22 protein-coding genes and 1 tRNA gene are annotated in these 25243 nt (G+C 58.3%); 14 read left to right on the top strand and 9 right to left on the bottom strand.

Features of this window, described 5'->3' with window-relative positions; all coding sequences use genetic code 11:
* Positions 1-155: 155 nt before the first annotated feature.
* On the top strand, positions 156-533 hold the full coding sequence (locus tag HMPREF2927_RS04115) for a cupin domain-containing protein (RefSeq protein WP_005504776.1): 378 nt from the start codon (positions 156-158) through the stop codon (positions 531-533).
* A 237-nt stretch (positions 534-770) separates the two neighbouring features.
* Positions 771-1604, top strand: a complete 834-nt coding sequence (locus tag HMPREF2927_RS04110; protein ID WP_070685780.1) for an oxidoreductase — start codon at positions 771-773, stop codon at positions 1602-1604.
* Positions 1605-1705: 101 nt separating this feature from the next.
* Here the strand turns inward: HMPREF2927_RS04110 and HMPREF2927_RS04105 are convergent, their stop codons facing one another.
* The 3 genes from HMPREF2927_RS04105 to HMPREF2927_RS04095 all read right to left on the bottom strand — a co-directional run bounded on the left by HMPREF2927_RS04105 (position 1706) and on the right by HMPREF2927_RS04095 (position 4294).
* Positions 1706-2485 (bottom strand): amino acid ABC transporter ATP-binding protein, encoded by a 780-nt coding sequence (locus tag HMPREF2927_RS04105; protein WP_070685777.1) that lies wholly within the window; start codon positions 2483-2485, stop codon positions 1706-1708.
* Positions 2486-2518: 33 nt separating this feature from the next.
* Entirely contained in the window at positions 2519-3322 is an 804-nt protein-coding gene (locus HMPREF2927_RS04100) for an amino acid ABC transporter permease (protein ID WP_070685775.1), read from the bottom strand.
* Between the two features lie 132 nt (positions 3323-3454).
* Positions 3455-4294, bottom strand: coding sequence for an ABC transporter substrate-binding protein (locus HMPREF2927_RS04095; protein WP_070685773.1), 840 nt, complete (start codon positions 4292-4294; stop codon positions 3455-3457).
* 255 nt (positions 4295-4549) lie between these two features.
* On the opposite strand from HMPREF2927_RS04095, the gene HMPREF2927_RS04090 reads away from it, so the two are divergent.
* The 4 genes from HMPREF2927_RS04090 (at position 4550) to HMPREF2927_RS08905 (ending at position 8513) form a co-directional block, all read left to right on the top strand.
* A complete protein-coding gene (locus HMPREF2927_RS04090; RefSeq protein WP_070685771.1) occupies positions 4550-5281 on the top strand; it encodes a demethylmenaquinone methyltransferase in 732 nt (243 codons plus the stop codon).
* Between the two features lie 54 nt (positions 5282-5335).
* Positions 5336-6397, top strand: a complete 1062-nt coding sequence (locus HMPREF2927_RS04085) for a polyprenyl synthetase family protein (RefSeq protein ID WP_070685769.1) — start codon at positions 5336-5338, stop codon at positions 6395-6397.
* 380 nt (positions 6398-6777) lie between these two features.
* Positions 6778-8361 carry a sodium-dependent transporter gene (locus tag HMPREF2927_RS04080; protein ID WP_070685767.1) on the top strand — a complete coding sequence of 528 codons (1584 nt, stop codon included), beginning with the start codon at positions 6778-6780 and terminating at the stop codon, positions 8359-8361.
* 8 nt (positions 8362-8369) lie between these two features.
* Complete coding sequence (locus HMPREF2927_RS08905) at positions 8370-8513, top strand: methionine/alanine import family NSS transporter small subunit (RefSeq protein WP_083311170.1); 144 nt, start codon at positions 8370-8372, stop codon at positions 8511-8513.
* A 97-nt stretch (positions 8514-8610) separates the two neighbouring features.
* Here the strand turns inward: HMPREF2927_RS08905 and rarD are convergent, their stop codons facing one another.
* Together rarD and HMPREF2927_RS04070 are read right to left on the bottom strand one after the other, a co-directional pair.
* The gene (gene rarD / locus HMPREF2927_RS04075) at positions 8611-9582 is read right to left on the bottom strand and encodes an EamA family transporter RarD (protein WP_070685765.1); all 972 of its coding nucleotides are present in this window, start codon (positions 9580-9582) and stop codon (positions 8611-8613) included.
* Between the two features lie 164 nt (positions 9583-9746).
* The gene (locus HMPREF2927_RS04070; protein ID WP_070685763.1) at positions 9747-11090 is read right to left on the bottom strand and encodes a DUF6882 domain-containing protein; all 1344 of its coding nucleotides are present in this window, start codon (positions 11088-11090) and stop codon (positions 9747-9749) included.
* 280 nt (positions 11091-11370) lie between these two features.
* Between HMPREF2927_RS04070 and HMPREF2927_RS04065 the strand changes: the two genes are divergently transcribed.
* Positions 11371-12735 carry an SseB family protein gene (locus tag HMPREF2927_RS04065; RefSeq protein ID WP_070685761.1) on the top strand — a complete coding sequence of 455 codons (1365 nt, stop codon included), beginning with the start codon at positions 11371-11373 and terminating at the stop codon, positions 12733-12735.
* A gap of 216 nt (positions 12736-12951) precedes the next feature.
* On the opposite strand, the gene HMPREF2927_RS04060 is transcribed toward HMPREF2927_RS04065, so the two are convergent.
* Both HMPREF2927_RS04060 and HMPREF2927_RS04055 read right to left on the bottom strand, forming a co-directional pair.
* On the bottom strand, positions 12952-14442 hold the full coding sequence (locus HMPREF2927_RS04060) for a catalase (protein WP_070685760.1): 1491 nt from the start codon (positions 14440-14442) through the stop codon (positions 12952-12954).
* Between the two features lie 130 nt (positions 14443-14572).
* On the bottom strand, positions 14573-15160 hold the full coding sequence (locus HMPREF2927_RS04055; RefSeq protein ID WP_070685758.1) for a Fur family transcriptional regulator: 588 nt from the start codon (positions 15158-15160) through the stop codon (positions 14573-14575).
* Between the two features lie 196 nt (positions 15161-15356).
* Between HMPREF2927_RS04055 and HMPREF2927_RS04050 the strand changes: the two genes are divergently transcribed.
* Entirely contained in the window at positions 15357-15620 is a 264-nt protein-coding gene (locus tag HMPREF2927_RS04050) for a hypothetical protein (protein ID WP_070685756.1), read from the top strand.
* Between the two features lie 131 nt (positions 15621-15751).
* Entirely contained in the window at positions 15752-16636 is an 885-nt protein-coding gene (gene htpX / locus HMPREF2927_RS04045) for a zinc metalloprotease HtpX (RefSeq protein ID WP_070685754.1), read from the top strand.
* A 205-nt stretch (positions 16637-16841) separates the two neighbouring features.
* Here htpX and HMPREF2927_RS04040 read toward each other — a convergent pair whose 3' ends face one another.
* A complete protein-coding gene (locus HMPREF2927_RS04040) occupies positions 16842-17333 on the bottom strand; it encodes a YajQ family cyclic di-GMP-binding protein (RefSeq protein ID WP_070685752.1) in 492 nt (163 codons plus the stop codon).
* A 141-nt stretch (positions 17334-17474) separates the two neighbouring features.
* Between HMPREF2927_RS04040 and HMPREF2927_RS04035 the strand changes: the two genes are divergently transcribed.
* The 3 genes from HMPREF2927_RS04035 to HMPREF2927_RS04025 all read left to right on the top strand — a co-directional run bounded on the left by HMPREF2927_RS04035 (position 17475) and on the right by HMPREF2927_RS04025 (position 18968).
* Positions 17475-17861: a hypothetical protein gene (locus HMPREF2927_RS04035; protein WP_070685751.1), complete on the top strand. Its 387-nt coding sequence runs from the start codon at positions 17475-17477 to the stop codon at positions 17859-17861.
* A gap of 250 nt (positions 17862-18111) precedes the next feature.
* A tRNA-Tyr gene (locus HMPREF2927_RS04030) sits at positions 18112-18193 on the top strand.
* A 397-nt stretch (positions 18194-18590) separates the two neighbouring features.
* Entirely contained in the window at positions 18591-18968 is a 378-nt protein-coding gene (locus tag HMPREF2927_RS04025) for a thioredoxin family protein (RefSeq protein WP_005504813.1), read from the top strand.
* 97 nt (positions 18969-19065) lie between these two features.
* Here the strand turns inward: HMPREF2927_RS04025 and HMPREF2927_RS04020 are convergent, their stop codons facing one another.
* Positions 19066-20295, bottom strand: a complete 1230-nt coding sequence (locus HMPREF2927_RS04020) for a DNA-3-methyladenine glycosylase family protein (RefSeq protein WP_070685750.1) — start codon at positions 20293-20295, stop codon at positions 19066-19068.
* A 221-nt stretch (positions 20296-20516) separates the two neighbouring features.
* Here HMPREF2927_RS04020 and HMPREF2927_RS04015 point away from each other — a divergent pair, with 221 nt between their 5' ends.
* Both HMPREF2927_RS04015 and HMPREF2927_RS04010 read left to right on the top strand, forming a co-directional pair.
* Entirely contained in the window at positions 20517-22379 is a 1863-nt protein-coding gene (locus HMPREF2927_RS04015; protein WP_070685749.1) for a DUF2079 domain-containing protein, read from the top strand.
* A 658-nt stretch (positions 22380-23037) separates the two neighbouring features.
* Positions 23038-25197 (top strand): DEAD/DEAH box helicase, encoded by a 2160-nt coding sequence (locus HMPREF2927_RS04010; RefSeq protein ID WP_070685748.1) that lies wholly within the window; start codon positions 23038-23040, stop codon positions 25195-25197.
* Positions 25198-25243: the final 46 nt, after the last annotated feature.

The following is a 25243-nucleotide window of genomic DNA, read 5'->3' as shown; positions in this document are numbered from 1 at the left end:
CCCTGCTCGGGGTGTTTCAGCTTGATGTGAGCTGAGGCATTGTCCCGGCGCGGGGAGGGGAATACAATATAAGAAATTTAGTATTTTTAATACCAATATTAGGGAGGGGGTTGCGCGCCCCCTTTCACTCACCCCTCAAGAGAAAGGTGCGTACCATGGCAGGTACCCATGAAGGCCGCGTCCTCGTATTCCCCCAGCTCACCGAAGCGCTGACCCCCTTTGAAGATAAGCCCCAGGCTCGCAAGATTGTTGATGCCGACGGCGGCAACCTGACCCTCATGGAACTGGCTGCAGGCCAGTCCTGGCACGAGCACCACAGCGTACACCCCGTCTTTGTGCAGGTGCTCAAGGGCGAGGTGATTTTCCACGTGAAGGACCGCGATATTACCCTGGTGCCCGGCAAGCCGATTCACGTGACCGCCAAGCTGCTGCACTCCCTGCGCGCCGTGAAGGACTCCACCCTGCTAGTGACCATGCTGACCGGCGAATCGCACCCCGAACCCAAGGTCAATATTGACGTCGAAGAGGTCTAATCCCCGACCTCTAAACCCCTGCCCCCAAAACCCCTAACCCAAAAACATTAGCTCGCCGCCGTATCTGCACAGGATGCCGCGGCAAGCTTTTGTATGCCTTCCTGCCCTCACATATGCCCGCGAGAATACCCTTACGCTACGCCCTGAGCTTTCTGCACGCTCGTACACCCCGCGCGGGCGTACCCTGAGAAGTACACCTCCGCTATCATCACAGGGAACAACCCGAAAGGATGCGCAATGCCCAAGTCGCTGCAACGTCCCGTCGTTCTTCTCACCGGCGCCAGCTCCGGTATCGGCTACGACGTGGCGCCGCTACTGGTGCGCTACGGCTACACTGTCTACGGTGCCGCCCGCCGCGTTGAGAAGATTGAAGAGCTCGCCTCCGAGGGTGTGAAAGCGCTCAGTCTGGACGTTACCGATGAAGCATCCATGGAAGCCGCCGTACAGCAGATCATTGACGCAGAAGGCCGCATTGACGTGCTCATCAACAATGCAGGCTACGGATCCTACGGCGCCATTGAAGACGTCCCCATCGACGAGGCACGCCGCCAGTTCGAGGTGAACCTCTTCGGCCTCGCGCGCCTCACCCAGCTGGTGCTGCCGCATATGCGCGCACGGGGCAGCGGGCACATCCTGAACATCTCCTCGATGGCGGGGCGTATTACCTCGCCCCTGGGTGCCTGGTACCACGCCACCAAGTACGCCCTCGAAGCGTTCAGCGATGCACTGCGCATGGAGGTTGAAGAGTCCGGTATCGACGTGGTCATTATCGAGCCCGGCGGCATCAAAACCCCCTGGGGACTCATCGCGGCAGACCACCTAGAGGAATCCTCCCGAAACGGTGTCTACGCGGCTCAGGCGCAGCGGGTTGCGGCAAATATGCGTAAGCTCTACTCGCCCTCCTCCAACCTCTCAGAGCCTAAGGTTATCTCTAACGCTATTCTGCGGGCGTTGGAGGCACGCCGCCCCAAGACCCGCTACCTGGTGGGATTCGGTGCTAAGCCCTCCGTGTTCCTGCATACCGTGCTACCGGACCGTCTCTTTGACAAGGTGGCGCGCCGTATCTTCTAGAACCGAAATAGCGGCGAACTAGAGCATTAAAAAGCGGGCGGTGCTGCGCGAAACAGAATGTTTCGTACAGCACCGCCCGCTATGTTTTTCAAGAGCTAGTACTAGTCTACTACGGCATGGGTCGGATCGAGCACGCGCGCCAAGAAAGCCCGAGTACGTTCGTGCTGGGGGTTGCCAATCACCTGATCGGCGGGGCCCTCCTCCACGACCACGCCATCGGCCATGAAGACGACCTTATCGGCGACCTCGCGGGCGAACGTCATCTCGTGGGTCACCACGATCATGGTCATACCCTCGTCAGCAAGGTTGCGCATAATGCTCAGAACCTCGCCGACCATCTCCGGGTCGAGCGCACTGGTCGGCTCATCGAAGAGCATCAGGTCCGGGTTCATGGACAGCGCACGTGCAATAGCCACACGCTGCTGCTGACCACCGGACAGCTGAGCCGGGAAGCGGTCTTCCTTGCCCTCCAGACCAACCTTGGCGAGCTGCTCGCGGGCAACCGCCTCCGCCTCAGCCTTGGAACGGCCCAGAACCTTAATCTGAGCGATTGTGCAGTTATCCAGAATGTTCAGGTGGCCGAACAGGTTGAACTGCTGGAACACCATACCCATGTGGGTACGCACGCGGTTAATGTCTACGTCCGGGTCGGTGACCTCGGTATCGCCCACCATGATGGTGCCGTCGTTCGGTTCCTCCAGCAGGTTCACGCAACGCAACAGGGTGGACTTACCGGAACCCGAAGGGCCGATAAGGCACACGACCTCGCCCGGCTTGACCTGCATGTCAACGCCCTTGAGAACCTGAACCTTGCCGTAGGACTTGTGCAGGTTAGAAATGCGCACCGAGGAGGCGGCCATGGATGAAGTTGAAACAGTCATAGTATCTTCCGTAATCCGTATCTGTCGTTGCGCTTACTTGCGGCCCGCAAGCTGGGTGCGGCGCTCAAAGTATGCGGAGAGCTGGCCCAGCGGAACAGTGATAATCAGGTAGCACAGACCCGCAACCACCAGAGGAGTCAGGCCCGCGTTAGCGGCGGTCAGGCCCTCACGGCCGAACTTCGCCAGCTCGTACTGAGAAACCGTCACGCCCAGCAGGTACACGAGGGAGGAGTCCTTGGTCAGCAGGATAACCTCGTTGGTCAGCGGAGGTAGAACCACTCGGAACGCCTGAGGAATAATGATCGAAATCATCGCGCGAGTGTGGGACATACCCAGGGAGCGTGCCGCCTCCATCTGACCCTTCGGGATCGCCTGCAGACCCGCACGCAGAACCTCACTAATGTAAGCTGCCGAAACCATACCCAGGGACAGGGTCACCGGAATCAGGTTATCCACGAAGCGGATCTTGAACGCCAGGGGAATGCCGTAACCGAACGCGAAGAAGACCAGCAGTGCCGGGATACCGCGGAAAAGCTCCACGTACAGGGTCGCAATCCAGCGGTAGGGGGCGATGGAAGAAATACGCATGAGCGCCAGCAGTAGACCGCCGGAGAGGCCCACAATGAAGCCCAAGGTGGTGTACAGCAGGGTGTTCTTCAGCGCCACGGTGATGACGTCGGGGAACTGCTTAGCCGCAACATCCAGGTTGAATACCTGCTGGCTGAGGGTCTTCCAATCAGCCAGAAGAATGGCTGCCAGGGCGATAACTGCCAGAAGGGCGTACTGCGCGTAGCGGAAGAGCTTCTGCTTCTGACGGGGTGAGAGTTTAGAGGACATGCGCTTTCTTATCCGTGTGCTGTTCGGTCAAGAGCGTTTTATACGCTCACAAGGGTAGAGGCCGGAGAATCCCCCAACCCAAAAGTAATAAGGGTACTCCTGAATTGGGGGAGAGACTAACCAGCTAGATTCTTAGGAAGCGGAGGAAGAGGCGCTCGCGGAGGTGGAGGAAGTGGTACCAACCCACTTGGCCTTCATCTTGTCGAGTTCGCCGTTTTCCTTGAGCTTGGCGATGGTAGCGTTTGCCTTGGCCAGCAGTGCCTTGTTGTCGGAGGAAACTGCTGCGGCAATCTGCTCGGTGTTCTCGGAATCCTGGTAGGCGATCTTGAAGGAGTCCGGGTCATTGGTCAGTGCCTCGGACACCACGGAGAGGTTCGCTGCGACTGCCTTGAGCTGACCGGTCTTCAGAGCGGAGAACATGAGGGAGGTGTCTTCGTACTGGATGACCTCTGCACCGTTTTCCTTGGCGTAGGTTTCACCGCTGGTTGCCTGCTGCGCACCAACGCTCACGCCCTTCAGGGCTGCGGCGGAGGTGATGGAGGAACCCTTGGGGACCAGGATTGCCAGGTTGTCGTCGAAGTAGACGGTGGTGAATTCCATCTTGCTCTTACGTTCATCGGTCACGCCGATACCCGCCAGGGCGATATCGCACTGACCGGTGGCAAGACCGGTACCGGAGTCCAGACCCTCGAAGCTGATGGAGATCAGCTGAGCCTTCACGCCCAGGTCGGAGGCGATAGCGTTGGCGATGTCTGCATCCAGGCCGACGATGGTGCCGTTTTCTTCATATTCGAAGGGCTTGTAAGGGGTGTTGGTGCAGACGCTGAGGATGCCGGACTTGACGAGGCTGACCTCGCCGTTAGGGTCGGTGTTCTCGTTGGCGGTGGAGACACAGCCGGTCAGTGCCAGGGACAGTACTGCCAGCAGTGCGAGGGGCTTGAGGGATGCCTTCTTGAGGGATGCGGTGTTCATTGGGATGCTCCTGTGTGGGGTGTGCTCTATGAAATCTATGGTCTATTGTGCGCGCCTATGTTAAAAAATGCAAGCATACACATAAATATTCATAAATTTTTGCTGAATATGCATAATTCGCACCCCCAAAAACTGAATAAAACCCAGAATTAGCAACTCGAAAACCACTCCAGAACGCACCTTAACGCACCGTGCGACACTACTACGGTTTACCCAACTATCGAATCTAGTAACCTCCATGCCACAATTGAGAACGTGAACGCAGAGAAGAACACTCGCGCAACCCGCGCAACCCTAGACAAGAAAACCAGCGACATCGCCGCCATGTTCGATACCGTAGCCGAACGCTACGACCTCATGAACGGCATCCTCTCCCTCGGCCAGCACATCTACTGGCGCAAGCAGGCGGTCGCAGCCGTCGACGCGCACCCCGGCCAGAAAGTGCTGGACGTAGCCGCAGGCACCGGAGTCTCCTCCGAACCCTTCGCCGACGCCGGCGTGGACGTCATCGCAGCAGACCTCTCCGAAGGCATGCTGGATGTGGGCCGCCGCCGCCGCCCCGACATGACCTTCGTGCAGGCAGACGTCACCGCCCTACCCTTCGACGACGAAACCTTCGACGCGGTCACCATGTCCTACGGCCTGCGCAACGTCGCCAACTACCCCAAGGCACTGAGCGAAATCTACCGCGTGCTCAAGCCCGGCGGACGCATCGTCATCCTCGAGTTCTCCACCCCGATTTTCGCCCCCTTCGGCGCGGTCTACAAGAACTACATCATGAAGGCAATCCCGCCCATTGCCCGCGCAATCTCCTCCAACCCCGAATCCTACGAATACCTCGCCGAGTCCATCATCACCTGGCCCAACCAGCAGGAACTGGCGCAGAAGTTCAAGGAAGCGGGCTTCACCTCCGTGCAGTACCGCAACCTGACTGGCGGCATCGTCGCCATTCACCGCGGTTTCAAGCCTGAAGCACACAACGCATAGACACCGCGTTCACACACCACCGAAGACACCAACACCAAGAAGATAGAAGACACCGTGAGCAACGCAGAGCAGCCCATTGCCGCAACCGACCTGCTGGGAGACCTCGACCTGAAACTGCCCGCAGGCTTTGAACTCATCGCCGCTGACCCCAAGCTGGGTCCGCAGATTCTCTCCTCTCTCGCACGTATTGAGGAGCGCCTGGCAGAAGCCATCGCGCAGACCGACCACCTGGCGGATGTCGCATCCCGTCACCTGCTCTCCGCGGGTGGCAAGCGCGTGCGCCCCCTGCTGGCGTTGCTCTGCGCAGCCGTAGACGGCGAAATCAACGATGACGTCATCGAAGCCGCCGTGGTCGTTGAACTGACCCATCTGGCAACCCTCTACCACGACGACGTGATGGACGATGCCCCCAAGCGCCGCGGCGTGGACAGCGCCCAGATGATTTGGGGCAACTCCGTCGCGATTCTCACCGGCGACCTGATCTTCTCCCGCGCATCCTTGCTGGTGTCCGAGCTGGGTACCCGCCCCATGAAGATTCAGTCCCAGACCTTCGAACGTCTGGTGCTCGGCCAGCTCTTTGAGACCACCGGCCCCCGTGAGGGTCAGGACCTGCTCGACCACTACATCGCGGTCATTGAGGGTAAGACCGGTTCCCTGATTGCCGCTGCCGGCGAGTACGGCTCCCTGCTTTCGGGCGCTTCCGAAGATGTTATCTCCATGGTCAAGGCGTACGGTGAGCTGGTCGGCGTGGCGTTCCAGCTGGCTGACGACGTCATCGACATTGTGAGCGACGGTAAGACCAGCGGCAAGACCCGCGGCACCGACCTGCGCGAGGGCGTGCCGACCCTGCCGACCATCCTGCTGGACCGCGCGGTAGCCGCCGGCGACGAATCTGCTATCAAGGTTCGTGCACTGCTAGATGTAGACCTCAGCTCCGACAAGGCTCTGGAGACCGCGGTGGAGGCGCTCGCCGCCCACCCGGTCACCCAGGAATCATGGCAGATTGCCTACGACTGGGCGGACCGCGCGATTGCCGCGATTGCTCCGCTGCCTGAGTCCACTGCGAAGGCTGCGCTGGAGTCCTTCGCTCATGCTGTGGTTCACCGCGAAGGCTAAAACCTGCCGTGTAGTGTGTACTCGGGTCTAACGACTTCCGGGTGTCTCATACTTCAAAACCCCCGCTGAATCTGTCCGGATTCGGCGGGAGTTTTCTATGTTATGGCTAGTCAGCGCAGATTTTCGGGGTGGCTTGGGGCTCCTCTCACCCTCCGAAAGCTTCCGCATGCTGGGGTCTCCTTGACCGACCCCTACCTTTAAGGTAAACCTTATAGGCATGTCCGAGGTGCACATCCACCCCTCAGACGCCTGACGGCTCCCACACCCAACCCGTGTTGGAGAGCCGTTTACTATTTCTGGACGCGAGCAGAGCCCAATCACTCCGACGGGTTATTCTCGCCCCAACCATCCGCGTCCCCACACATTCGAGGTTTACAACTATGGGAGCATCTACCCCTAAGGCGCCCACGAAGCGCGAAGGCTTCTCCAGCCGTCGCGTCTTCATCTTTGCCGCCATCGGTTCTGCTGTTGGTCTGGGCAATATTTGGCGTTTCCCCTACATCGCATTTGATAACGGCGGCGGCGCCTTCATGATTCCCTATATTGTCGCCCTGCTGACCGCCGGTCTGACCTTCCTTTTCTTTGACTACGCTATCGGTCACCGTGCGCGTGCGTCGTCCCCGTTGGCTTTCCGCCGTCTGAACCGTAAGACCGAGTTCATCGGCTGGTGGCACATGGGTATTAACTTCGTGATTGCTATCTACTACGCCGCTATTGTGGCGTGGTCGCTACGTTACATGGTTTTCTCCTTCACTAATGCGTGGGGCGATAACCCGAAGGCATTTTTCCAGGGTGAGTTCCTGAAGGTTGCAGACACCCCCGGTGTCTCCCTGGACTTCAACATGGATGTTCTGGTTCCCATGGTGCTGATTTGGGGTGTGCTGCTGGCTGTGATGGCTCTGGGCGTTCAGAAGGGTGTTGGCGCCGCCAACATTGTCTTCATGCCGATTCTGCTCATCATGTTCGTTGGTCTGGTGATTTACTCCCTGACCCTGCCCGGTGCTATTGATGGTCTGAACTCTCTGTTCACCCCCAGCTGGGACTCCCTGGCTAACCCCGATGTGTGGGTTGCTGCCTACGGTCAGATTTTCTTCTCGCTGTCCATTGGCTTCGGCATTATGGTCACCTACTCTTCCTACCTGAAGCCTAAGACTGACCTGACCGGTTCCGGTGCTGTGGTTGGTTTCGCGAACTCCGGTTTTGAGCTTCTGGCGGGTATTGGTGTGTTCTCGGCTCTGGGCTTTATGGCTCAGGCTGCTGGCACCCAGGTGAGCGAGGTTGCAACCAGCGGTATTGGTCTGGCGTTCATCGCGTTCCCGACCATTATTTCTCAGGCGCCCGGCGGCGTGCTAATCGGTATCCTTTTCTTCGGCTCCCTGCTCTTTGCTGGTTTCACCTCCCTCATCTCGATTCTTGAGGTGATTATTGCCGGTATTCAGGACAAGTTCGCGACGTCCCGCCTGGCATCTACCATTCTGGTGGTTGTTCCGATGGCTCTGATTTCGCTACTGCTGATGCCGACCACCACCGGTCTGTACGTGCTTGATATTCTCGATAACTTCGTGAACCTCTTCGGTATTCTGGCAGCTGGCTTGTGCGCCATTATCGTGGTTGCATACGTGGTGCGTGCACTGCCGGCTCTGGCTGAGCACCTGAACCGCTACTCCTCCATCAAGGCTGGCAAGATTTGGATGATTCTGCTGGCTGTCGTGACCCCGCTGATTCTGGGCTACTCCCTGATTCAGAGCGTCATTAAGCTTGTGGCAACCCCCTATGAGGGTTACCCGGCAGATATGCTGGCTATTTTCGGTTGGGGTATGAGTGCACTCCTGCTGGTTGGCGCGATTGTTGTTTCTCTCTTGCCCTGGTCGAAGAAGTCTCGTGCTGCTGAAGAGCCTCCGGCGCCTCCGGTGATTGCCGGTCAGGTGGAGCACGGCCACGTTGATTCGACCATTACCCGTTAGGAGCCCTCATGTCTATCTCCGCAATTGTGATGCTCATTGTGGCAATCCTGATTATCTGGGGTGGCCTGGGTTTGGCTCTGCTGAACCTGCACCGTCAGCCGGATCTGGATGCTCTCGATGATGCTGCTGAAGCTCAGGGTTCTGAGCTTTAGAGTGTGAACGCGATACACAGTGATGCCCCGCAGGCTAACGCCTGCGGGGCATCACTGTGTTTTATGCGGGACTGCGTTTTGCGCGGGGTAGGGAGAGCTACTTACTCTGTACGTCTTCAGCCTGCACGAGCGGGATCATGCCGGTTTCCGGGTCGGACAGCGCGGAGACGCGGTAGGCACGGGAGGCACGCAACGCATCCACAGTGAAAATGACGAGAGCGACCCAGATGAGGCTCAGACCCAGCACCTTATCGGCGCTCATCTGCTCGTGCAGAACGGTCAGTGCCAGAACGAACTGGATGGTCGGGCCCAGGTACTGCACCATGCCGATGACGGAAAGCGGAAGAGCTTTGGTGGCCGCAGCAAAGAGCATGAGCGGCACAACGGTGACCACACCCGTGGAGGCGAGAAGCCAGAAGTGTCCGGGACCCTCACTGAGGAGAGTCATCTGTCCCTGCGCGTTGAGCACCAAGAGGGCGGCAACACCGAAGGGCGCCAGGATGAAAGTCTCTAGAGACAGCGAAATAATGGGGCTGACATCGTGGGCGATGCGTGCCTTCAGCAGACCGTAGATGCCGAAGGTGAACGCCACGCCCAGACCCGTCCAGGGCACCTGGCCGTAGATGAGGCTCATGATCAGCACCGCAATACAGGAAATCGCCACAGATACCCACTGTGCCGGGCGTAGGCGCTCATGCAGGAAGATGACGCCCAGCACCACGGAGACCAGTGGGTTAATGAAATATCCCAGGGACACGTCAATGGTGTGGCCGCTGGTTGTCGCCATCACGTAGATAAGCCAGTTCGCACAGATGAGGAATGATGCCGCCGTCAGCACCAGCATGATGCGGCGGTCCCGTAGCGCACGGCGGAAGTCTGCAGTTACCCTCAAAATCGGTAGCAGCAGGGCGCAGAAGATGAGGGAGAAGACCACACGCGCCACGACAATCTCAATAGGGCCTGCCGGCGCCATCATCACAAAATACAGGGGGAGCAGACCCCAAATAATGTAGGTGCCGATGATGGCGATGAACCCGTTGCGGGTGGTGTGCTTCTGTGTTTCTGACATGGTTTCTTCTTCTGAACTAAGTTCTCGGTTACGTTCTTCTAATGCTAGTCCTCGGGATGCGCCAGCGGGGGCTTTGAATCGCACTGGGGGTACTCTACCTGCCGGGCACGCCTCAGGCGCGGTACCACGAGGATACCGCGCCTGAGGAATGTTGCGTATTCGGTTTAGAGGCCGAAGAAGCGGGAGAAGAAGCCCTTCTTCTTGGGCTGCGCTGCCTTGTGGCGTGCAGATTCTTCCTGCTCGCGGCGGGCTGCCTCTTTGTGCTCTGCCTGCAGGTCGGGAGTTGCACCAGAGCTGCGGATGGGCTCCACGTGCTGCTCCTCGTACTCTGCTTCCTTCTGCTCAACCTCGACGGGCTGCTCAGCAACAGGTTCAGCTGCGACCGGCTCCTTAACCTTAACGTACTCGCCAGAAGCCTCAACGGTCTTGTGCTCGGGCTGCTCGGTACCGATGGATTCGTCGGTGTAGACGCGAGCCTGCTCGGTCTCTTCTGCTTCGTACTCGCCAGGCAGGGTCTCCACGGTAACCAGGCCGGGCTCTACGTGCTCTGCCGGGTCCTGATCGAAGGGAGCCTCGTCGGTGGGGTAGAGGTTCTCGGTGCTCTCAACGCCGGCAACCTCGGTCTCTGCGACCGGTGCGTGCTCGGCAATTTCTGCGGCACGCTCAGCCTCAGCTTCGGCACGTGCAGCGGCGCGTTCTGCCGCCTCCTGCTCGCGCTGTGCGTTTTGAGCCGCTGCCTCAGCAGCTGCCACGCGCTCAATCTCGGCCCGAAGTGCTGCAAGGGATTCGCGACGCTGTGCGGCAGCAGCTGCGCACTGCTCCAGAACTTCGGGGCCAACCTGAGGTTCAGCCTGCTCGATGCCACTGATTCGGCCCTCGTCGAACCACAGGCGCAGGGCGCCGTCGGTTGCAGTCAGCACTGCGGTTGCTTCGGTATCCCAGGCAATGTGGAAGCCACGCTGCTGAGCGTAGGAGTCCACCGCCAGAACCTGGTTGTGTACCTCTTCGCTCTGCAGGGTCTTAGCAATGACGCGGCCAATACCCTTGTAGGTCGGTGCCTCGAGGGTCAGCTCAGCGCCCTCTAGCAAGGTCCATGCGCGCACACCAGCACCTGCGGGCAGCGGGTAGTGTGTGTACAGGCCGCTAATGGTCTTGGTCGCCAGGGTCAGACGGCGTGCCAGAGACTCGGAGAGGGGCAGCTCGTCGGTGGTCAGCTCAACCAAGCCGTCACGCTCACCTGTTTCACGAGCCTGAATAGCGGCAGAAACAACGGAGTCGGGGAAGTAGCCCAGCTGCTGCCAAGACCAAATCCAAGTACCGCGGTTCTCAGATTCAGTGCCCAGTAGATGCGGCTTGAGCGAGAGCGGGGGAGTGGAGTCAAAATCCAGAGACTGGGAAGTGAAATCCACATTCCACTCGGAGGTACCCACGAGCTCGGCGAGTCGAGCCTGGTACTCGGTGGAGATAAAAATCGATGCGTCGATAAGGTCCTGCAGAGAATTCGTCATGCTTCAAGATTATCAACCTTTTAGCGTTCACCATGCCGTGTATCCCCGGTTTTAATGTGCGCTTTAGGCGTATTGGGCTATAAGGTGCCTGATTGAGCCGTATCCAAGAGCTCTGAAGGAGAGGTAGAGCATATATCTTCCGGCGTAAACTATCTGCGTGGAGTGCCCGTGTTCGTTAGAATCGAAGGGACGGCTTCTTCCGGCACCCTGTAAGCCGACACTACGACCGGACACGGATGCTTCCAGCCGCGCCGTAATCACACTCAAGGATATATGAACTATGACTGAACCCCGCCTCGCCGAGACGAGTAGCCGTGCCGCGCGCATCCAGGACGCGCTGAACAACATTGGAAGCTGGCTGCTGGATGTCGTTAGTGTTGACCCCGGCTGGAGCGAAATGGTGCTGGACGTCAAACCTCTGGTAGGTCAGATTTTCGTGCGCGTGCGTGAATTCCGCAACGGTGAAGAGTTCATCGGTACCATCGGCCCGCTCAAGGATGGATCACCCATTATTGCTGAGGTCCGCAAGCTGCAGCGCGCTGCCTACGACGGTAACCGCGGCACCTGGTTTACCGCCTCCATCGTGGTTGCGGCTACTGACTGGCCCAACCCGCAGTTCAGCGTGGGTGCCTCCTACAACCGTGACGACGAGCCTGCTAGCTGGAAGAATGAAGGCACCCTGACCGCAACCGACGTGCGTGAGCACTTGGCTGAGTTCCCACGTGATGCTTCGCTTGTCCCCGCGTGGGCTCGTGAGCGTATGGAGGGCCGTGCCCGCCACTCTGCCGTAGCTGCGCTGTCTTCGAACGAGCATGAGATTCCGAACCCGTACTTGGTCTCCGCTCTGGAAACCTTCCGTAACGACGTGCAGGAGCGAACCCTCATTAACGTGGTTCGTACAATGCTCGGTGGTGACGTTCTGCTCGACGCGACCGGTTCCCTGCTGATTCCTTCCGAGACGGACGCAATGGGCCCCGAATCGGTGCTGGCCCACCAGGTCATTCGGATGCCAGAGACCAGCATGCAGGCGCTGTGCGTGTTCTCCTCCTCCGAGCACATTGGCAAGAGCTACGTGCGTCAGGAATCCGAGGGGGATGAGCTGATTCTGCGTGAACCGGCGATGAAGGTCTTCATTGACTTCCTCAGCAATGAGGCGCTGGACTTGATCGTGGTTGACCCCGGTACTGACCATGAGTGCTACATTGAGCGCGCTCAGGTGCACTGGATTGTCACTTCTCCCCGCAATGACGGTGCAAAAATGGCGCTTGTGCAGGACAACATGCAGATGCTGCTCGGCTCGCTGGCGTCCCCGGCGTCCGTGCTGCTGGTGGGTGTTGACCCGGCCGACCCGTCTGGTACCTCCTTCGTGTTTGACCCGGATGAGAATGGCAACCCGCAGAGCCTACTGGTGTTCACCTCGCCCATTGAGATTGCGGCACTGGACCCGCATGTTGAGGCGCGTTCGGCAAATGCCTTGGATATTCTGCGTTACGCCCTGGATATTGGCGCACCGAGCGTGAAGGTGAACGCAATTAACCCTTCCACTGTGTTGAGCGCGGCGCAGATTCGCGAGCTCCTCGATATTGTGCGTGGACAGGAAGCGGTCTTCGGCGCTTCTCCCGCTGGTGCTAGTGCATCCGCATAGTTCGTAAAACCCGTCACGTAAAATCGCCCGGAAGAAACACCCACACGGTGTTGTCTCTTCCGGGCGATTTTTGTGTTTGGAGAGGGTTGTAATCCTGCAAACGGGTTTAAAATATGGGGCCGGTGACTCAACCTCACTGAAAGTCACCGACCCCATAGTAGTAGCCAGCTGTGCGTCATGTTCTCGAGTCTACAGGAGAACAGACGCTGCCGTATCTTATGAACCAGATGCGGCGGCTGCCACGGCCTCGCGAACGCGAGAACCGAGCTCAGGGTGAACGCTATCCCAGTATTGGAACGCGCGTTCACGAATCTCGTCGGAACGAACAGCGCCTACGTGACCGGAGATGTTGCTGATCAGGCGTTCGCGTTCTTCGTCGTTCATGGTTACCTCGTAGAGGGTGCGAGCCTGCGAGAAATCATCATCATCCGGGCGCAGGGTGTAGGCGGTGCGTACCAGCTCGCCATCAGACTCCCAGCTACCTTCGCCAGCGCGTTCCGCATCCGCATGCGGTCCACCCAGACTATTCGGCGCGTAGGTCGGAACGGAGGGGTCGTTGAAGTTATAACGCATCGAACCGTCATGCGAATAGTTGTTCACCGGCGCTGCGTGTGGTGCGTTCACGGGCAGCTGTGCGAAGTTGGTGCCGATGCGGTAGCGATGCGCATCCGGGTAGGAGAAGATACGACCGAGCAGCATCTTATCGGGCGAAGCCGCGATACCGGGCACAAAATTCGAGGGGGAGAAGGCTGCCTGCTCGATTTCAGCGAAGAAATTCTGCGGGTTGCGATCCAGCACCATGCGACCCACCTTGATCAGCGGGTAATCCGAGTGCGGCCACACCTTCGTCAGATCGAAGGGGTTAAGACGGTAGGTCTTCGCGCTCTCATAGGGCATGATCTGCACATAGAGCGTCCAGGCGGGGTAGTTGCCACGCTCGATAGCCTCGCGCAGGTCGCGGCGGTGGAAGTCAGCATCCTTACCCGCCATTTCATCGGCCTGAGCCTGGGTGAAGAACTCGTTGCCCTGCTCGGTCTTGAAGTGGTACTTAACCCAGAAGCGCTCGCCCTCGGCGTTAATCCACTGGTAGGTGTGAGAGCCGAAGCCGTCCATGTGGCGCAGGGTGCGGGGCAGGCCGCGGTCGCCCATCAGCCAGGTTACCTGGTGCGCCGATGCCGGATTGAGGCTCCAGAAATCCCACTGCATATCGTGATCGCGCAGACCCGAACCGGGCATACGCTTCTGCGAGTGGATGAAGTCGGGGAACTTAATGGCATCGCGAATGAAGAAGATAGGAGTGTTGTTGCCTACCAGGTCGTAGTTGCCTTCGGTGGTGTAGAATTTCACCGCGAAACCGCGTGGGTCACGCCAGGTATCGGGGGAGCCGGATTCGCCCGCCACGGTTGAGAAACGAATCAGCAGCTCGGTTTTAACGCCGGGCTGAAAGAGCGCCGCACGGGTGTACTGCGAAACGTCTTCGGTGGTTTCAAAGTAGCCGTATGCGCCGGTTCCCTTCGCGTGCACCACACGCTCGGGCACACGCTCACGGTTGAACTGAGCGAGCTTTTCAACAGCGTAAGCATCGTGCAGAACGATGGGACCATCGGCGCCCACGGTGAGCGAATGATCATCTGAAGCCACCGGCGTGCCAGTGCTCGTGGTGGTGTAAGAACCGGGATGAATGGGGTTCTGCGGGGTCTGATACATATTTGCTTCTCCTTGTGTTTTTGGTGATGCTATGTGGTTTTCGATGAGCATTCTTCCTGTTTTAGGGTGCAACTAACGAACACCGAGGGGCTGTTTTCACGCCCGGAGTAAGGTGTGGGAATGTGGTTCGTTAGTGCTGAACGCTCGCTGCGGCTTGCATCTGGCTCTTCGCCAGTTCTGCTTCTGCCTCAGTTTGACAGCCTGCGCAGACGCCTCGATACAGTACATCTGCGCTAAAGAGCGCCATGCCATGAAAATTACTGGGAGTCAGGCAAGGCGCGGAACCGACCGCACAGTCCACGTCTTCGACCTTGCCGCAACGTACGCAGAAGGCGTGGTGGTGGTTGTCGCCCGTTCGGGTTTCGTAGAGGGCGGGGGTTCCCGGCGGCTCAAACTTGCGCAACAGGTCGATATCGGTCAGATCGGCAAGAATCACGTAGACCGACTGAACAGTGATGGCGGGGATGCGCTCGCGGACTGCCTGCACAATGGTGTCGGCGGTGGAGTGCGGGTGATCCTGTACTGCATGGAGTACGGCGAGGCGCTGCTTGGTGACGCGGCGGCCCTTGGCGCGCAGGCCGGTGGTCCATGCTTCTTCGAGCTGTTCGGGGCTCATTGCGGGGAGCAGAGGTAGGCCGGTGGTGTGGGCACAGCCAGTATTGTGGTGTTCTGGATGCTGGGTCTTCTTCGTATCGGAGGTTGTCTTTGCGTCGGTCATAGGTATAAGTCTACACATTATTATGAGAAGTTCATAATTATCTTATGAAAAACTCATAATAAGCCGGTGAAGTGTCCTTTTCATCCACTCTGTGGTGCCCCTCCGCCCCCCTCTGCTTCGGGTGTAAAAAGATGCCGTACAATCAAAGAACCTAGAGTAACCCGCACCGGCGATTACCATCAAGGAGGATAGGGGCATGGTATACGACTTCACAAATCCCATTTACATTCTGCTGATGGTTTTGCTCTTTGGTGTACCCATCGTGACCCCCGTAATTTACGGTCAATACCGCAGTACTACCACCGGTTTTGATCTGGAGGGGCAGCTGATGCTTGGTCTGCTCTTCACCCTTTTCCTGGGTGCTTACGGCACGATTCTGCTGCTCGGTATTTTCCCGACTGCTACGGCTCAGGTAATGGAGCAGGTGCCCCTGGTGAATATCCCGGGTGCCATTCCCTAACACCTTCCGCATAGTTCGGTGCGCCGGTGACGCTCTGGGTGAATCCGCGTGCCATAAGGTGCGCTGGCGGGTGCTTACACGTACTCTATAGAGTCAAGTACACGCTGACCTATTTGCTCAGGAGGATACCCATGCACAGTCATAACAATGGATTTAAAACTGCCCTGCTGATGGGCTCCATGGTGGGCATGATGTTGCTCATTGGCGGTCTGCTCTCGGTGAGCTTCCGCTCCTCCATTTTCATCTGGATTATGGGTTTGTTCGGTTTGGCTTCGGTCGCGTACACCTACTGGAATTCCGATAAGCTCGCCCTGCGTTCCATGGATGCATACCCGGTTAGTCGTGAAGAGGTTCCGGTGCTTTACGACATTGTGGAGGAGCTGTCCTCCCGCGCGGGTCAGCCCATGCCTGCCCTCTACGTGGCGCCGACTATGACCCCGAATGCGTTCGCAACCGGTCGTAACCCGCAGAATGCGGCGGTGTGCTGCACCGAGGGTATTCTGCAGCTGCTGGATGAGCGCGAGATGCGCGGCGTGCTCGGCCACGAGCTGATGCACGTGTACAACCGCGATATCCTCACCTCCTCCGTTGCGGCGGGTATCGCCTCTATCATCGGTACTGTGGCTCAGTTCCTCTCGTTTGGGGCGATGTTCGGTGGATCCAATCGCGATGGTGAACGCACCAACCCCCTCGCCATGTTCGTGGTTGCCATGCTGGCTCCCATTGCTACGCAGGTCATTCAGATGGCTATTAGTCGCACCCGTGAATTTGACGCCGACGAGGACGGCGCACGTCTGACCGGCGACCCGCTGGCTCTGGCCTCGGCGCTGCACAAGCTGGAGAGCGGTGTGTCCATGTATCCGATGGATCCGAACAACCGCAATACCGAGGCGGCAAGCGCTATGATGATTGCGAATCCCTTCGGTTCGTTGAAGAATATGCTCTCTACTCACCCGCCGATGGATCAGCGTATTGCGCGTCTGCAGCAGCAGGCTCGTGAGATGGGTCAGTACTAAGTCTTTTCTCGCCCTCGTCTCCGGGCTTGAATGTGACGCTCTATGAATATGGCGTTGCATGAATATGACCCGGGGTGACGATTGTGACCCGCGATGACGGGTCGGCAGACAAAAAATCCTCGGGGTGGCTACTGTGGAAGTAGTTACCCCGAGGTTTTTATGTATTGGTCTCTAACCGTGCTCCCTCGCGGGGGAGTGCATGAGCTTAGCGGTAGTTGGTGAACTGCAGGTCAACCTCAAGGTCGGCGGACTTGAGCATTGCAATGACTTCCTGCAGGTCATCGCGGGACTTGGAGGAGACGCGCAGCTCATCGCCCTGGATGTTCGCCTTCACGCCCTTGGGGCCCTCTTCGCGAATCATCTTGGAGATTTTCTTTGCCTGATCCTGTGCGATGCCTTCCTTGATGGAGCACTCGATGCGGGTTTCCTTGCCGGATGCGTAGGGTTTGCCGGAGTCCAGGGACTTCAGGGAGATGCCGCGCTTGACCAGTTTGGACTGGAAAACATCCAGCACTGCCAGTGCGCGCTCTTCGGCGTTTGCCTTGATGAGGATTTTGTCGCCGGAGTAATCGATTTCTGCGCCAACGCCGCGGAAGTCGTAACGCTGGGAGATCTCCTTCTGCGCTTGGTGCAGTGCGTTGGAAACTTCCTGCTTGTCCACCTTGGACACAATGTCGAATGACGATTCGCTAGCCATGGGCTTTCCTTTCGTGAATGAGGTGCTTCTGGCACCGGTTAGTACTAGCCTACCGGGTTGGGGCTCTTGTTCACAGCTAACTAACAGAAATACGGGCCTGTTTTACAGGTGTTACCAACCTAAAAAGAGGACAATGGAGATATGACCATTCATAATCTGTCTGTAACGGACGCACACACGAGCGAGGAAGCTCGCGATCTGCAAACCCTGCTCTTCATTGACTTACATACCTCTCTGGGTGCTGAGCCCGAAGATATTCCTGAGGCTGAGCGCCTCAGCGAGTCTGACCACAACGATATTCACCTTGACCCACATTCGGAAGAATCTAAGGATTCTCCCTTTGAAGGCATTGGTATTACTCTGACTGAGCCTTCACTGGTGGCACGTTTCCGTGGTGTTCGCCGTGATCTGGAACGTGAGATTGCCGGTGACATGTGTACTGTGGAGCAGGCGCGCCGCTACCTGGAGCACCTGGAGATTGTGCTTCTGCTTGAACAGGATGGCGATATTCCTTCCCGTTCCTTCTAAAACTGCTGTAGGTGATGGCTTTATTCACGGCTTTATTCATAAGGTGAGAGCACGCGCGCTGCAATAGATGTGTGCGATAGATATGGGTGCGCGGTGAGCGTGTGATGATGCTCTTGCGTGATGAAAAGACGATAAATGCAACCAGATATATAACCTTCGTCACAAAACCCTATGTGAAGTGTACAAGTCTCTAAAACTGCTGTAGAGTAGTCTCTGTTCGCTTGAGCGAGCAACTAGCACTTAGCTAGGCGGCAGGTTACCCGAGCGGCCAAAGGGGGCTGACTGTAAATCAGCTGGCACTGCCTACGGGGGTTCGAATCCCTCACCTGCCACAAATAGCCCGGTTACAAAAGTAACCGGGTTTTTGTGTATCTAAAACTAGTTTCAGGGTGGATCCCGTAGCCGCTTTCTAGCCAAGCCGCTTTCCACTGCGAAGATCTTCTACCATAGTGGTCTTCCACGGTTGAGCCCGTATTTTCTTGGTGCCCACATTGGGGGCTTTCCCCAGGACGCTGTAGGGGATAACCAAGGGGCTTCGCCTGCCGAGTCGGGCGCCTCCATTATTCGGCTATGAGGGCATTCGCCAGAGTATTCGCGGCACGCCCGTAAACCGGCTGAAACAGCCGCGAAAAGTACTTACTATGACCGCAATTTGTCATATCTTTCACAATGTTTGAATCCCAGGGCGAACAATTAGCGATTGGGGTCTTGAGGGTGTAGCTTTATCTCATGGCTACTATTGAAATTACTCAGCAGAACCTGACTGCTACCGTCGAGAGCAACGACATCGTCTTCCTGGACTTCTGGGCAGATTGGTGCGGTCCCTGCAAGCAGTTCTCTCCCGTCTACGAGGCGGCTTCGGAGAAGCACAGTGACATTGTTTTCGGCAAGGTCGACACCGAGGACCAGGGCCAGCTTGCTCAGGCAGCAGGCATCACCTCCATTCCCACCATCATGGGCTTCCGTGGCGGTATCCTGGTTTACCAGCAGGCTGGCGCACTGCGCGAAGACCAGCTGGAGACCGTAATCGGTTCGATCCGCGAGCTCGACATGGACAAGGTCCGTGCAGAGATCGCAGCAGCAGAGGGCTCTGCAGAGAAGAAGTAAGGCTCAACACTACAAAAGAGCTTGAACGGGGTGTACCCGCCGGCACAACCGGCAGGGGCGCCCCGTCCCCTTTTAACCTCGTGAGGGTGCAGGAGCATTAGCGGTCGCGGTGATCCTCAATGGTCATGCGCGCCCCGTAGCGCTGCTTCGAAAAGCCTGAAGCATGCATGAGCCGCACCAGACGCTGCCGATGCGGGCTAAAGGGCGCCAGCAGAGTGAGCATTCCCGCATCATCGGTGCGCTGACCGGTGAACAGCTCACCGACCGCGTGCGCCAGATGGTAGTCGCCCACGCTGATGGCGTCAGGGTGCCCGCACACCCGTTGCAGGGCCTCGGAAATACTCCACGGGCCCACACCGCGCACAGTGTGCAGGCTTCGCGCCAGTAGCGCGATGTCGCCTTCTGCCGCAATGTTTTTTAGAGATTCTGCGGAACGAGCGTAAGCGTACACAGCGTCGTAGCGGCTTTTATCAACACCGGCCCGATGCCAATCCCAGGTAGGAATCATCGCCAGGGTCCGGGCGCTTGGGTAGACGCGCATTCCTTCCGGCTGATGCCCCAACCCGGTTAAAGGGGCGGGGGAACCGTACTTTCGCAGAACCCAGCCCAGGGCTCTGAACGCTTCGGTCTGGGTGATGCGCTGTTCCACAATGGCGTTGAGCATCTGCCGGTCCAGCTGCCCCGAGGCGCTGAGGCGGAGCCCCGGATTCTGCCGCCAGGCCTGCTGAACACGGGACGGAAGAGACTCAAAAGAAGACAGCGCGCCGAACTGCTCAGCGGGGTCGTGCAACCCCAGCCAGTACGTCATTTCCTGCGCTAACGCCTGAAGGTCGGCTCGCGCCTGCATCTGCTGATTAGCGGCACTATAAGAAACCCAGATGCGAATACGCACCGGGCGCATCAGCAGGCGATGTAGGGAGGGGAGGGCCTCGGGAAGCTTAGCGGGCTGCCCCAATCGTTCGGCGTACAGCACTGCCGGGAACTCATGAAACGGCGTGCGAGCCGTCAACCAAATCCTTTCGGCACCATCCGCGCGGCTCAGCGCACGATACGAAAGATCCTGGGCACCGCGGCGTAGCGACCCCAACGTCTGCACCAACTGCACCGGAACATGCGGCTCAATCACAACCTCGCACACCTCCGGGCTCAGAACGCCCGGAAGAGACGAAACAGCGGGGGAGAGAGTACGAATCTGAATGCGTGGTTCGTAAAGAGCATCCGCAAGCGCCGGTGCATAGGGTACACCAGCTGCCGCCAAAGGATGCCGGGTGTGCCGTGCATCCGCTTCGGAGCGGCCATGCGGAGAAACAGGAGGAATCGTACTCACCCCACCAGTCTATTCCCTCATTGACGATGCCCAACCAATATACGCCCCTCAGCTAAAGTGACAGAAATACCCGGCAGAGCAGTCACACCGCTAATGCGATACCCTAAAAGATAGAGCAGAAATGAACGCAAACACCGCCACCGGCACTATATAGGCTATGCGTTCTGCCCGTTCACAAGGGCGCCTACAGCCCGGACATGCACCCCGAGAGAAGGACGCCTATGGCAGCGGAAGCACAAGAAGCATCCTCGAATACTGACGCACCTGAACAGAAGAACAGTACCGCCACCAGCGCGGGCCGTACTCAGCGCGCCAAGAAACAGTCGCGTCAGTCCCTTACCGAGCGCGTCAAGAGCATCCGCCCCCTAGAACTACTACCCGGTCTGTTGCTATCCGCCGCCGTTATGGCGTTGTACACCTACTATTCGCTGCAACAGATGAAGCACTGGATTACCCCCTCTTGGGATCTAGCGATTTTTACCCAGATGGCACAGGCGTACTCGCACTTCTCTGTACCCATCGTGCCTATTAAGGGGCCCAATTTTAACCTCTGGGGTGATCACTTCCACCCGATTCTGGTACTCCTGGGACCTGTCTATGCGTTGTTCCCCTCACCGACCACGCTACTGGTGGTGCAGAACGCCCTGGTTGCCTTCGCAAGCTTTGCCATTGTGCGCTTCACTCAGCGTGCCTTCGCGCTCGCCCAGAAAACTGAAGATACGCAGAAAACTGAAGATGCGCAGAAGAGCGAACCGACGCAGAACGTTCAATCCGCAAAACTTCAGGGCGTTATCCCGACCATCACCGGTCTGCTACTCGGCGCCGGATTCGCCCTCAGCTTTGGCGTTCAGCAAGCTATCGCCGCCCAATTCCACGAAGTAGCCTTCGCCGTGCCGCTGCTCGCCATGAGCCTCGGTTACCTGGTGCTCGCCTCTCGCGTGAGCGGCACCGAACGCGCACGCTACCTCGCCTATGCTTGCTGGTGGGCTCTACCCATTGCCTTCGTCAAAGAAGATATGGGCATTACTGTCGCAGCCATCGGCCTCATTATCTTTATCCGCACCGGCTGGCTGAGCACCGCCGTAGACATTCTGATGCCGCGCCTCTCTGTGGGCACCCCGGCCCCGATGCGAATCCGCGTGCATCAGCTCTACTCCTCCTGGGCTCGTACCCCCGCCGTCGCCGAATCGACCATGGTCATGATTTGGGGCGTATTCTGGTCGGCCGTTGCCATCTACGTGATTCTGCCCTACTTCAACAGTGGGGGACACTTCGACTATGCAGACAAGGTGAATTTCTCTGCGGCTCTGGGCGACCCCTTCGGTTCGGCACTGCAGATGCTCAGCAACAACACCAAGCTGGCAACCCTCAGCCTGCTACTCATTACCGGGGCAGTCCTCTGGGTGATTTCTCCGCTCGCGGCAATAGTTCTACCGACCCTTGCTTGGCGTCTGCTCTCCACCATGGAGTCCTACTGGGCAAGCACCTGGCACTACTCGCTCGTGCTCATGCCCATCGTCTTCCTCGCCCTGCTTGACGCCGTCATGCGGATACGCTACGGCGTGGTTCCCGCAGTGGTTCCGATACGCTCGGCTACGCGCGCAATCGATAGCGCCTCCGCACAGAAACCTCAGACCAACACCCAGCCCAGCCGCCTCACCGCCACGGTACGCCGCATGCCCGTGTGGGCTCTACCCGCCGTGGCGCTCTTCCTTGCTGCATCCCCGATTTTTATGCCCGGCTCCCAGCAGCCCCTCGCATCCCTGGGTAATGCGCAGTTCACCGCCTCCGCGCTGACTAGGACTGACCAGATGAAGCAGGACGCCGTCCAGAAGGTACCCGAAGGGGTATCGGTCGCATCTGACCTGTCGATTCTGACTCAGCTGATTCCTGGTCGTACCGTCTACTGGATTGGACATGATGGTGAGCCTGCCCCCGACTACGTGGTCATCGACCGCATGAGCAACTCCTGGGGTGGCAACCCGCCGACCAATGCCGCACAGTATGCGGCTGACCGCTACCGCCACTCCTACGCGAAGTACGCGACCGTTGGCACGATTGATATTGTGCGGCGCGTAGATTAATCCGAGGACTACATAGGCATGATGCGTGCCTGAAAAGCGCCTGCCCTCCGGCTGTGAGGGTGGGTGCTCGCCGTTAAGAGATGAGGTTTTAAGCACCTTTTGAGGTCAGATAGGTGCCGCTACGGTACACTAGGTAGAACACGGGAACCCCCGATGAAGGTCTTGTGCGCACCCAGCACCCAAGGTGGTGCTGGAATTGTAGGTGCGCCGTACTCACCATCACCGATTGATATGCCCCATAAACTTGCGGTTTACACCGTACACGCGGGCTTCTCTTAACGATCTCTGGTCCAGCGTCTTTGCTACGTCTGCTGTAACAGATACACCACCGCCGTAGAGCGAGAAGGCGAACCACCAGGAATACGTGATATTACATGTGAGCATTATCCACCCTGTACACCCCTGTATCACAGGGACTACTGTGTGCCGAGCGTAGAGTATGAGTAGACGTGCGGATAATGTGCAGAGAAATTCAAGACCACCCCCAGCAAAAGCCGCTACCCGTAGCATCCGCAGAATACCTCTGCAGAATGTGCCGGTAACGGAGGCTCCCTGGACGTTCTACTCCCCAGGGGATGATGTGTGGCTGGGCCGTGAAGGGGACACCCGGTAAGCGCCGAAAAGCGTGCGCTTCCACCCCTACCGTATAGAGGAAAAATTGACTGAGAATACTGCTACCCCGGCCGAACTGAATGCCGAGGCAGAGGCCGTTGTGACCACCGAGAATACCCTTGGGAGCACTGCTGTAGAAGCAGAAGAAACCACCGTAGAAACTACTGCAGAAGCACCCGCCGCAGAAGAAACCGCCGAAAAGGCTGAAGAAGAAGGCGTACGCTTCACCGACCTGGGCCTGGATGGCCGCGTCCTGGCTGCCCTGGAAGAGGTTGGCTACGAGAAGCCGTCCCCCATCCAGGAACAGACTATCCCCCTGCTGCTTGAGGGCCACGACGTGGTTGGTCTGGCACAGACCGGTACCGGTAAGACCGCAGCATTCGCGTTGCCGGCGCTGTCCCGCATGGCTGAACTCGCCGACATCAACGGCGTCTCCCGCGACACCCAGGTTCTGGTTCTGGCACCCACCCGTGAGCTGGCTCTGCAGGTTGCAGAAGCCTTCTCCTCCTACGCAACCCACATGGCGGACTTCACCGTTCTGCCTATCTACGGTGGCTCCCCCTATGGCCCGCAGCTGGCCGGTCTGCGCCGCGGCGCACAGGTCGTTGTCGGTACCCCTGGCCGCGTGATTGACCACCTGGAAAAGGGCTCCCTGGACCTGTCCAACCTGCAGTACCTGGTGCTGGATGAGGCAGACGAAATGCTGCGCATGGGCTTCGCCGAAGACGTGGAAAAGATCCTCGAAGGCACCCCCGACACCAAGCAGGTTGCACTCTTCTCCGCAACCATGCCCAACTCGATCCGCAAGATCGCTCAGCAGTACCTGAATGATCCCACTGAGATTCGTGTCAAAGCTAAGACCACCACTAGCGCAAATATTACTCAGCGCTACATGCAGGTCATGCACTCCCACAAGCTGGATGCAATGACCCGCGTGCTCGAGGTCGAAAACTACGACGGCATTATCGTCTTCGTGCGCACCAAGAAGGAAACCGAGGAAGTTGCCGACAAGCTGAAGGCACGTGGTTTCGCGGCAGCAGCGATTAACGGTGACATCCCCCAGCAGCTGCGTGAGCGCACCGTTGACGCCCTGCGTGACGGCCGCATCGACATCCTCGTTGCAACCGATGTAGCGGCACGCGGTCTGGATGTTGAACGCATCTCCCTGGTCGTCAACTACGACATCCCCCACGACACCGAGTCCTACGTGCACCGTATCGGTCGTACCGGCCGTGCAGGTCGCGAGGGTGCAGCAATCCTCTTTGTCACCCCGCGTGAGAAGTACATGCTGCGTCAGATCGAGAAGGCAACCCGCCAGAAGGTCGAGCCGATGCACATGCCCACCGCAGAGGCAGTGAATGAGACCCGTAAGCAGCGCTTCGCTCAGCAGATTACCGAGACCATCGAGTCTGAGGACCTGAGCTTCTTCCGCCAGATTATCGAGGACTATGAGAACGAGCACGACACCACCGCTGAGGACATTGCAGCCGCACTGGCTATTATCGCTCAGCAGGGTCGCCCCTTCTTCCTGGATGAGGAGGAAGATATTGCCCGTAACTCTCGCCCCTTCTCTGACGATGATTCGGACCGCGGCGGACGTAAGGCAAAGCGCGCGCACAACGATGAGGGTATGGTCAACTACAAGCTGAACGTTGGCCGTTCCTCCCGCGTGACCGCAGGTGCTATTGTGGGTGCGCTGGCTAACGAGGGTGGCATTAAGGGCTCCCAGATTGGCTCCATCGACATTCGCCAGCACTTCACCATTGTTGGCCTGCCCGAGGACCTGCCCCGCGACTTCTTCGATCGCTTGCGCGACACCAAGATTGCTGGCGAGTTCATCAACATCCGTAAGGACAACGGTCCCAAGGGTGGCGGCGGCGGCCGCAGCTTCGGTGGTGGCCGTCGTGAGGGCGGTTTCCGCGACTTCGATCGCCGCGAGGGTGGTCGTCGTGAAGGTGGCTACCGCGGTAACCGTGACGGTGACCGCGACTTCAAGCGTGGCGGCCGCGATTTCGGTGGCAAGCGCAATGACCGTGACTTTGGTGGTCGCGATTTCGGTGGCCGTGATAACCGCCGTGAGGGTGGCTACCGTGGCAACCGTGAGGGTGGCCGTGACTTCGGTGGCCGTGATAACCGCCGTGATGGCGGCTACCGCGGTAACCGTGACGGCGGCCGTGACTTCGGCGGCCGCGGCAAGCGCTACTAAGATTTCAGCTAAGCCTGAATTTGCGGTAGGAGGAGCTTGCTGAGTC

The sequence above is a fragment of the Rothia sp. HMSC061E04 genome (assembly GCF_001813685.1).
Lineage (GTDB): Bacteria > Actinomycetota > Actinomycetes > Actinomycetales > Micrococcaceae > Rothia > Rothia mucilaginosa.
The sequence above is the reverse complement of the archived record's forward strand: the minus strand, read 5'-3'. Positions and strand labels throughout refer to the sequence as shown.

Coding starts and splice junctions, on each gene's coding strand:
- rarD (WP_070685765.1), bottom strand. CDS start 9,582: ATGTCAGAAACACAGAAGCACACCACCCGCAACGGGTTCATCGCCATC.
- HMPREF2927_RS04050 (WP_070685756.1), top strand. CDS start 15,357: ATGGTATACGACTTCACAAATCCCATTTACATTCTGCTGATGGTTTTG.
- HMPREF2927_RS04070 (WP_070685763.1), bottom strand. CDS start 11,090: ATGACGAATTCTCTGCAGGACCTTATCGACGCATCGATTTTTATCTCC.
- HMPREF2927_RS04095 (WP_070685773.1), bottom strand. CDS start 4,294: ATGAACACCGCATCCCTCAAGAAGGCATCCCTCAAGCCCCTCGCACTG.
- HMPREF2927_RS08905 (WP_083311170.1), top strand. CDS start 8,370: ATGTCTATCTCCGCAATTGTGATGCTCATTGTGGCAATCCTGATTATC.
- HMPREF2927_RS04110 (WP_070685780.1), top strand. CDS start 771: ATGCCCAAGTCGCTGCAACGTCCCGTCGTTCTTCTCACCGGCGCCAGC.
- HMPREF2927_RS04055 (WP_070685758.1), bottom strand. CDS start 15,160: ATGACCGACGCAAAGACAACCTCCGATACGAAGAAGACCCAGCATCCA.
- HMPREF2927_RS04065 (WP_070685761.1), top strand. CDS start 11,371: ATGACTGAACCCCGCCTCGCCGAGACGAGTAGCCGTGCCGCGCGCATC.
- HMPREF2927_RS04080 (WP_070685767.1), top strand. CDS start 6,778: ATGGGAGCATCTACCCCTAAGGCGCCCACGAAGCGCGAAGGCTTCTCC.
- HMPREF2927_RS04100 (WP_070685775.1), bottom strand. CDS start 3,322: ATGTCCTCTAAACTCTCACCCCGTCAGAAGCAGAAGCTCTTCCGCTAC.
- HMPREF2927_RS04015 (WP_070685749.1), top strand. CDS start 20,517: ATGGCAGCGGAAGCACAAGAAGCATCCTCGAATACTGACGCACCTGAA.
- HMPREF2927_RS04040 (WP_070685752.1), bottom strand. CDS start 17,333: ATGGCTAGCGAATCGTCATTCGACATTGTGTCCAAGGTGGACAAGCAG.
- HMPREF2927_RS04060 (WP_070685760.1), bottom strand. CDS start 14,442: ATGTATCAGACCCCGCAGAACCCCATTCATCCCGGTTCTTACACCACC.
- HMPREF2927_RS04025 (WP_005504813.1), top strand. CDS start 18,591: ATGGCTACTATTGAAATTACTCAGCAGAACCTGACTGCTACCGTCGAG.
- HMPREF2927_RS04115 (WP_005504776.1), top strand. CDS start 156: ATGGCAGGTACCCATGAAGGCCGCGTCCTCGTATTCCCCCAGCTCACC.
- HMPREF2927_RS04035 (WP_070685751.1), top strand. CDS start 17,475: ATGACCATTCATAATCTGTCTGTAACGGACGCACACACGAGCGAGGAA.
- htpX (WP_070685754.1), top strand. CDS start 15,752: ATGCACAGTCATAACAATGGATTTAAAACTGCCCTGCTGATGGGCTCC.
- HMPREF2927_RS04105 (WP_070685777.1), bottom strand. CDS start 2,485: ATGACTGTTTCAACTTCATCCATGGCCGCCTCCTCGGTGCGCATTTCT.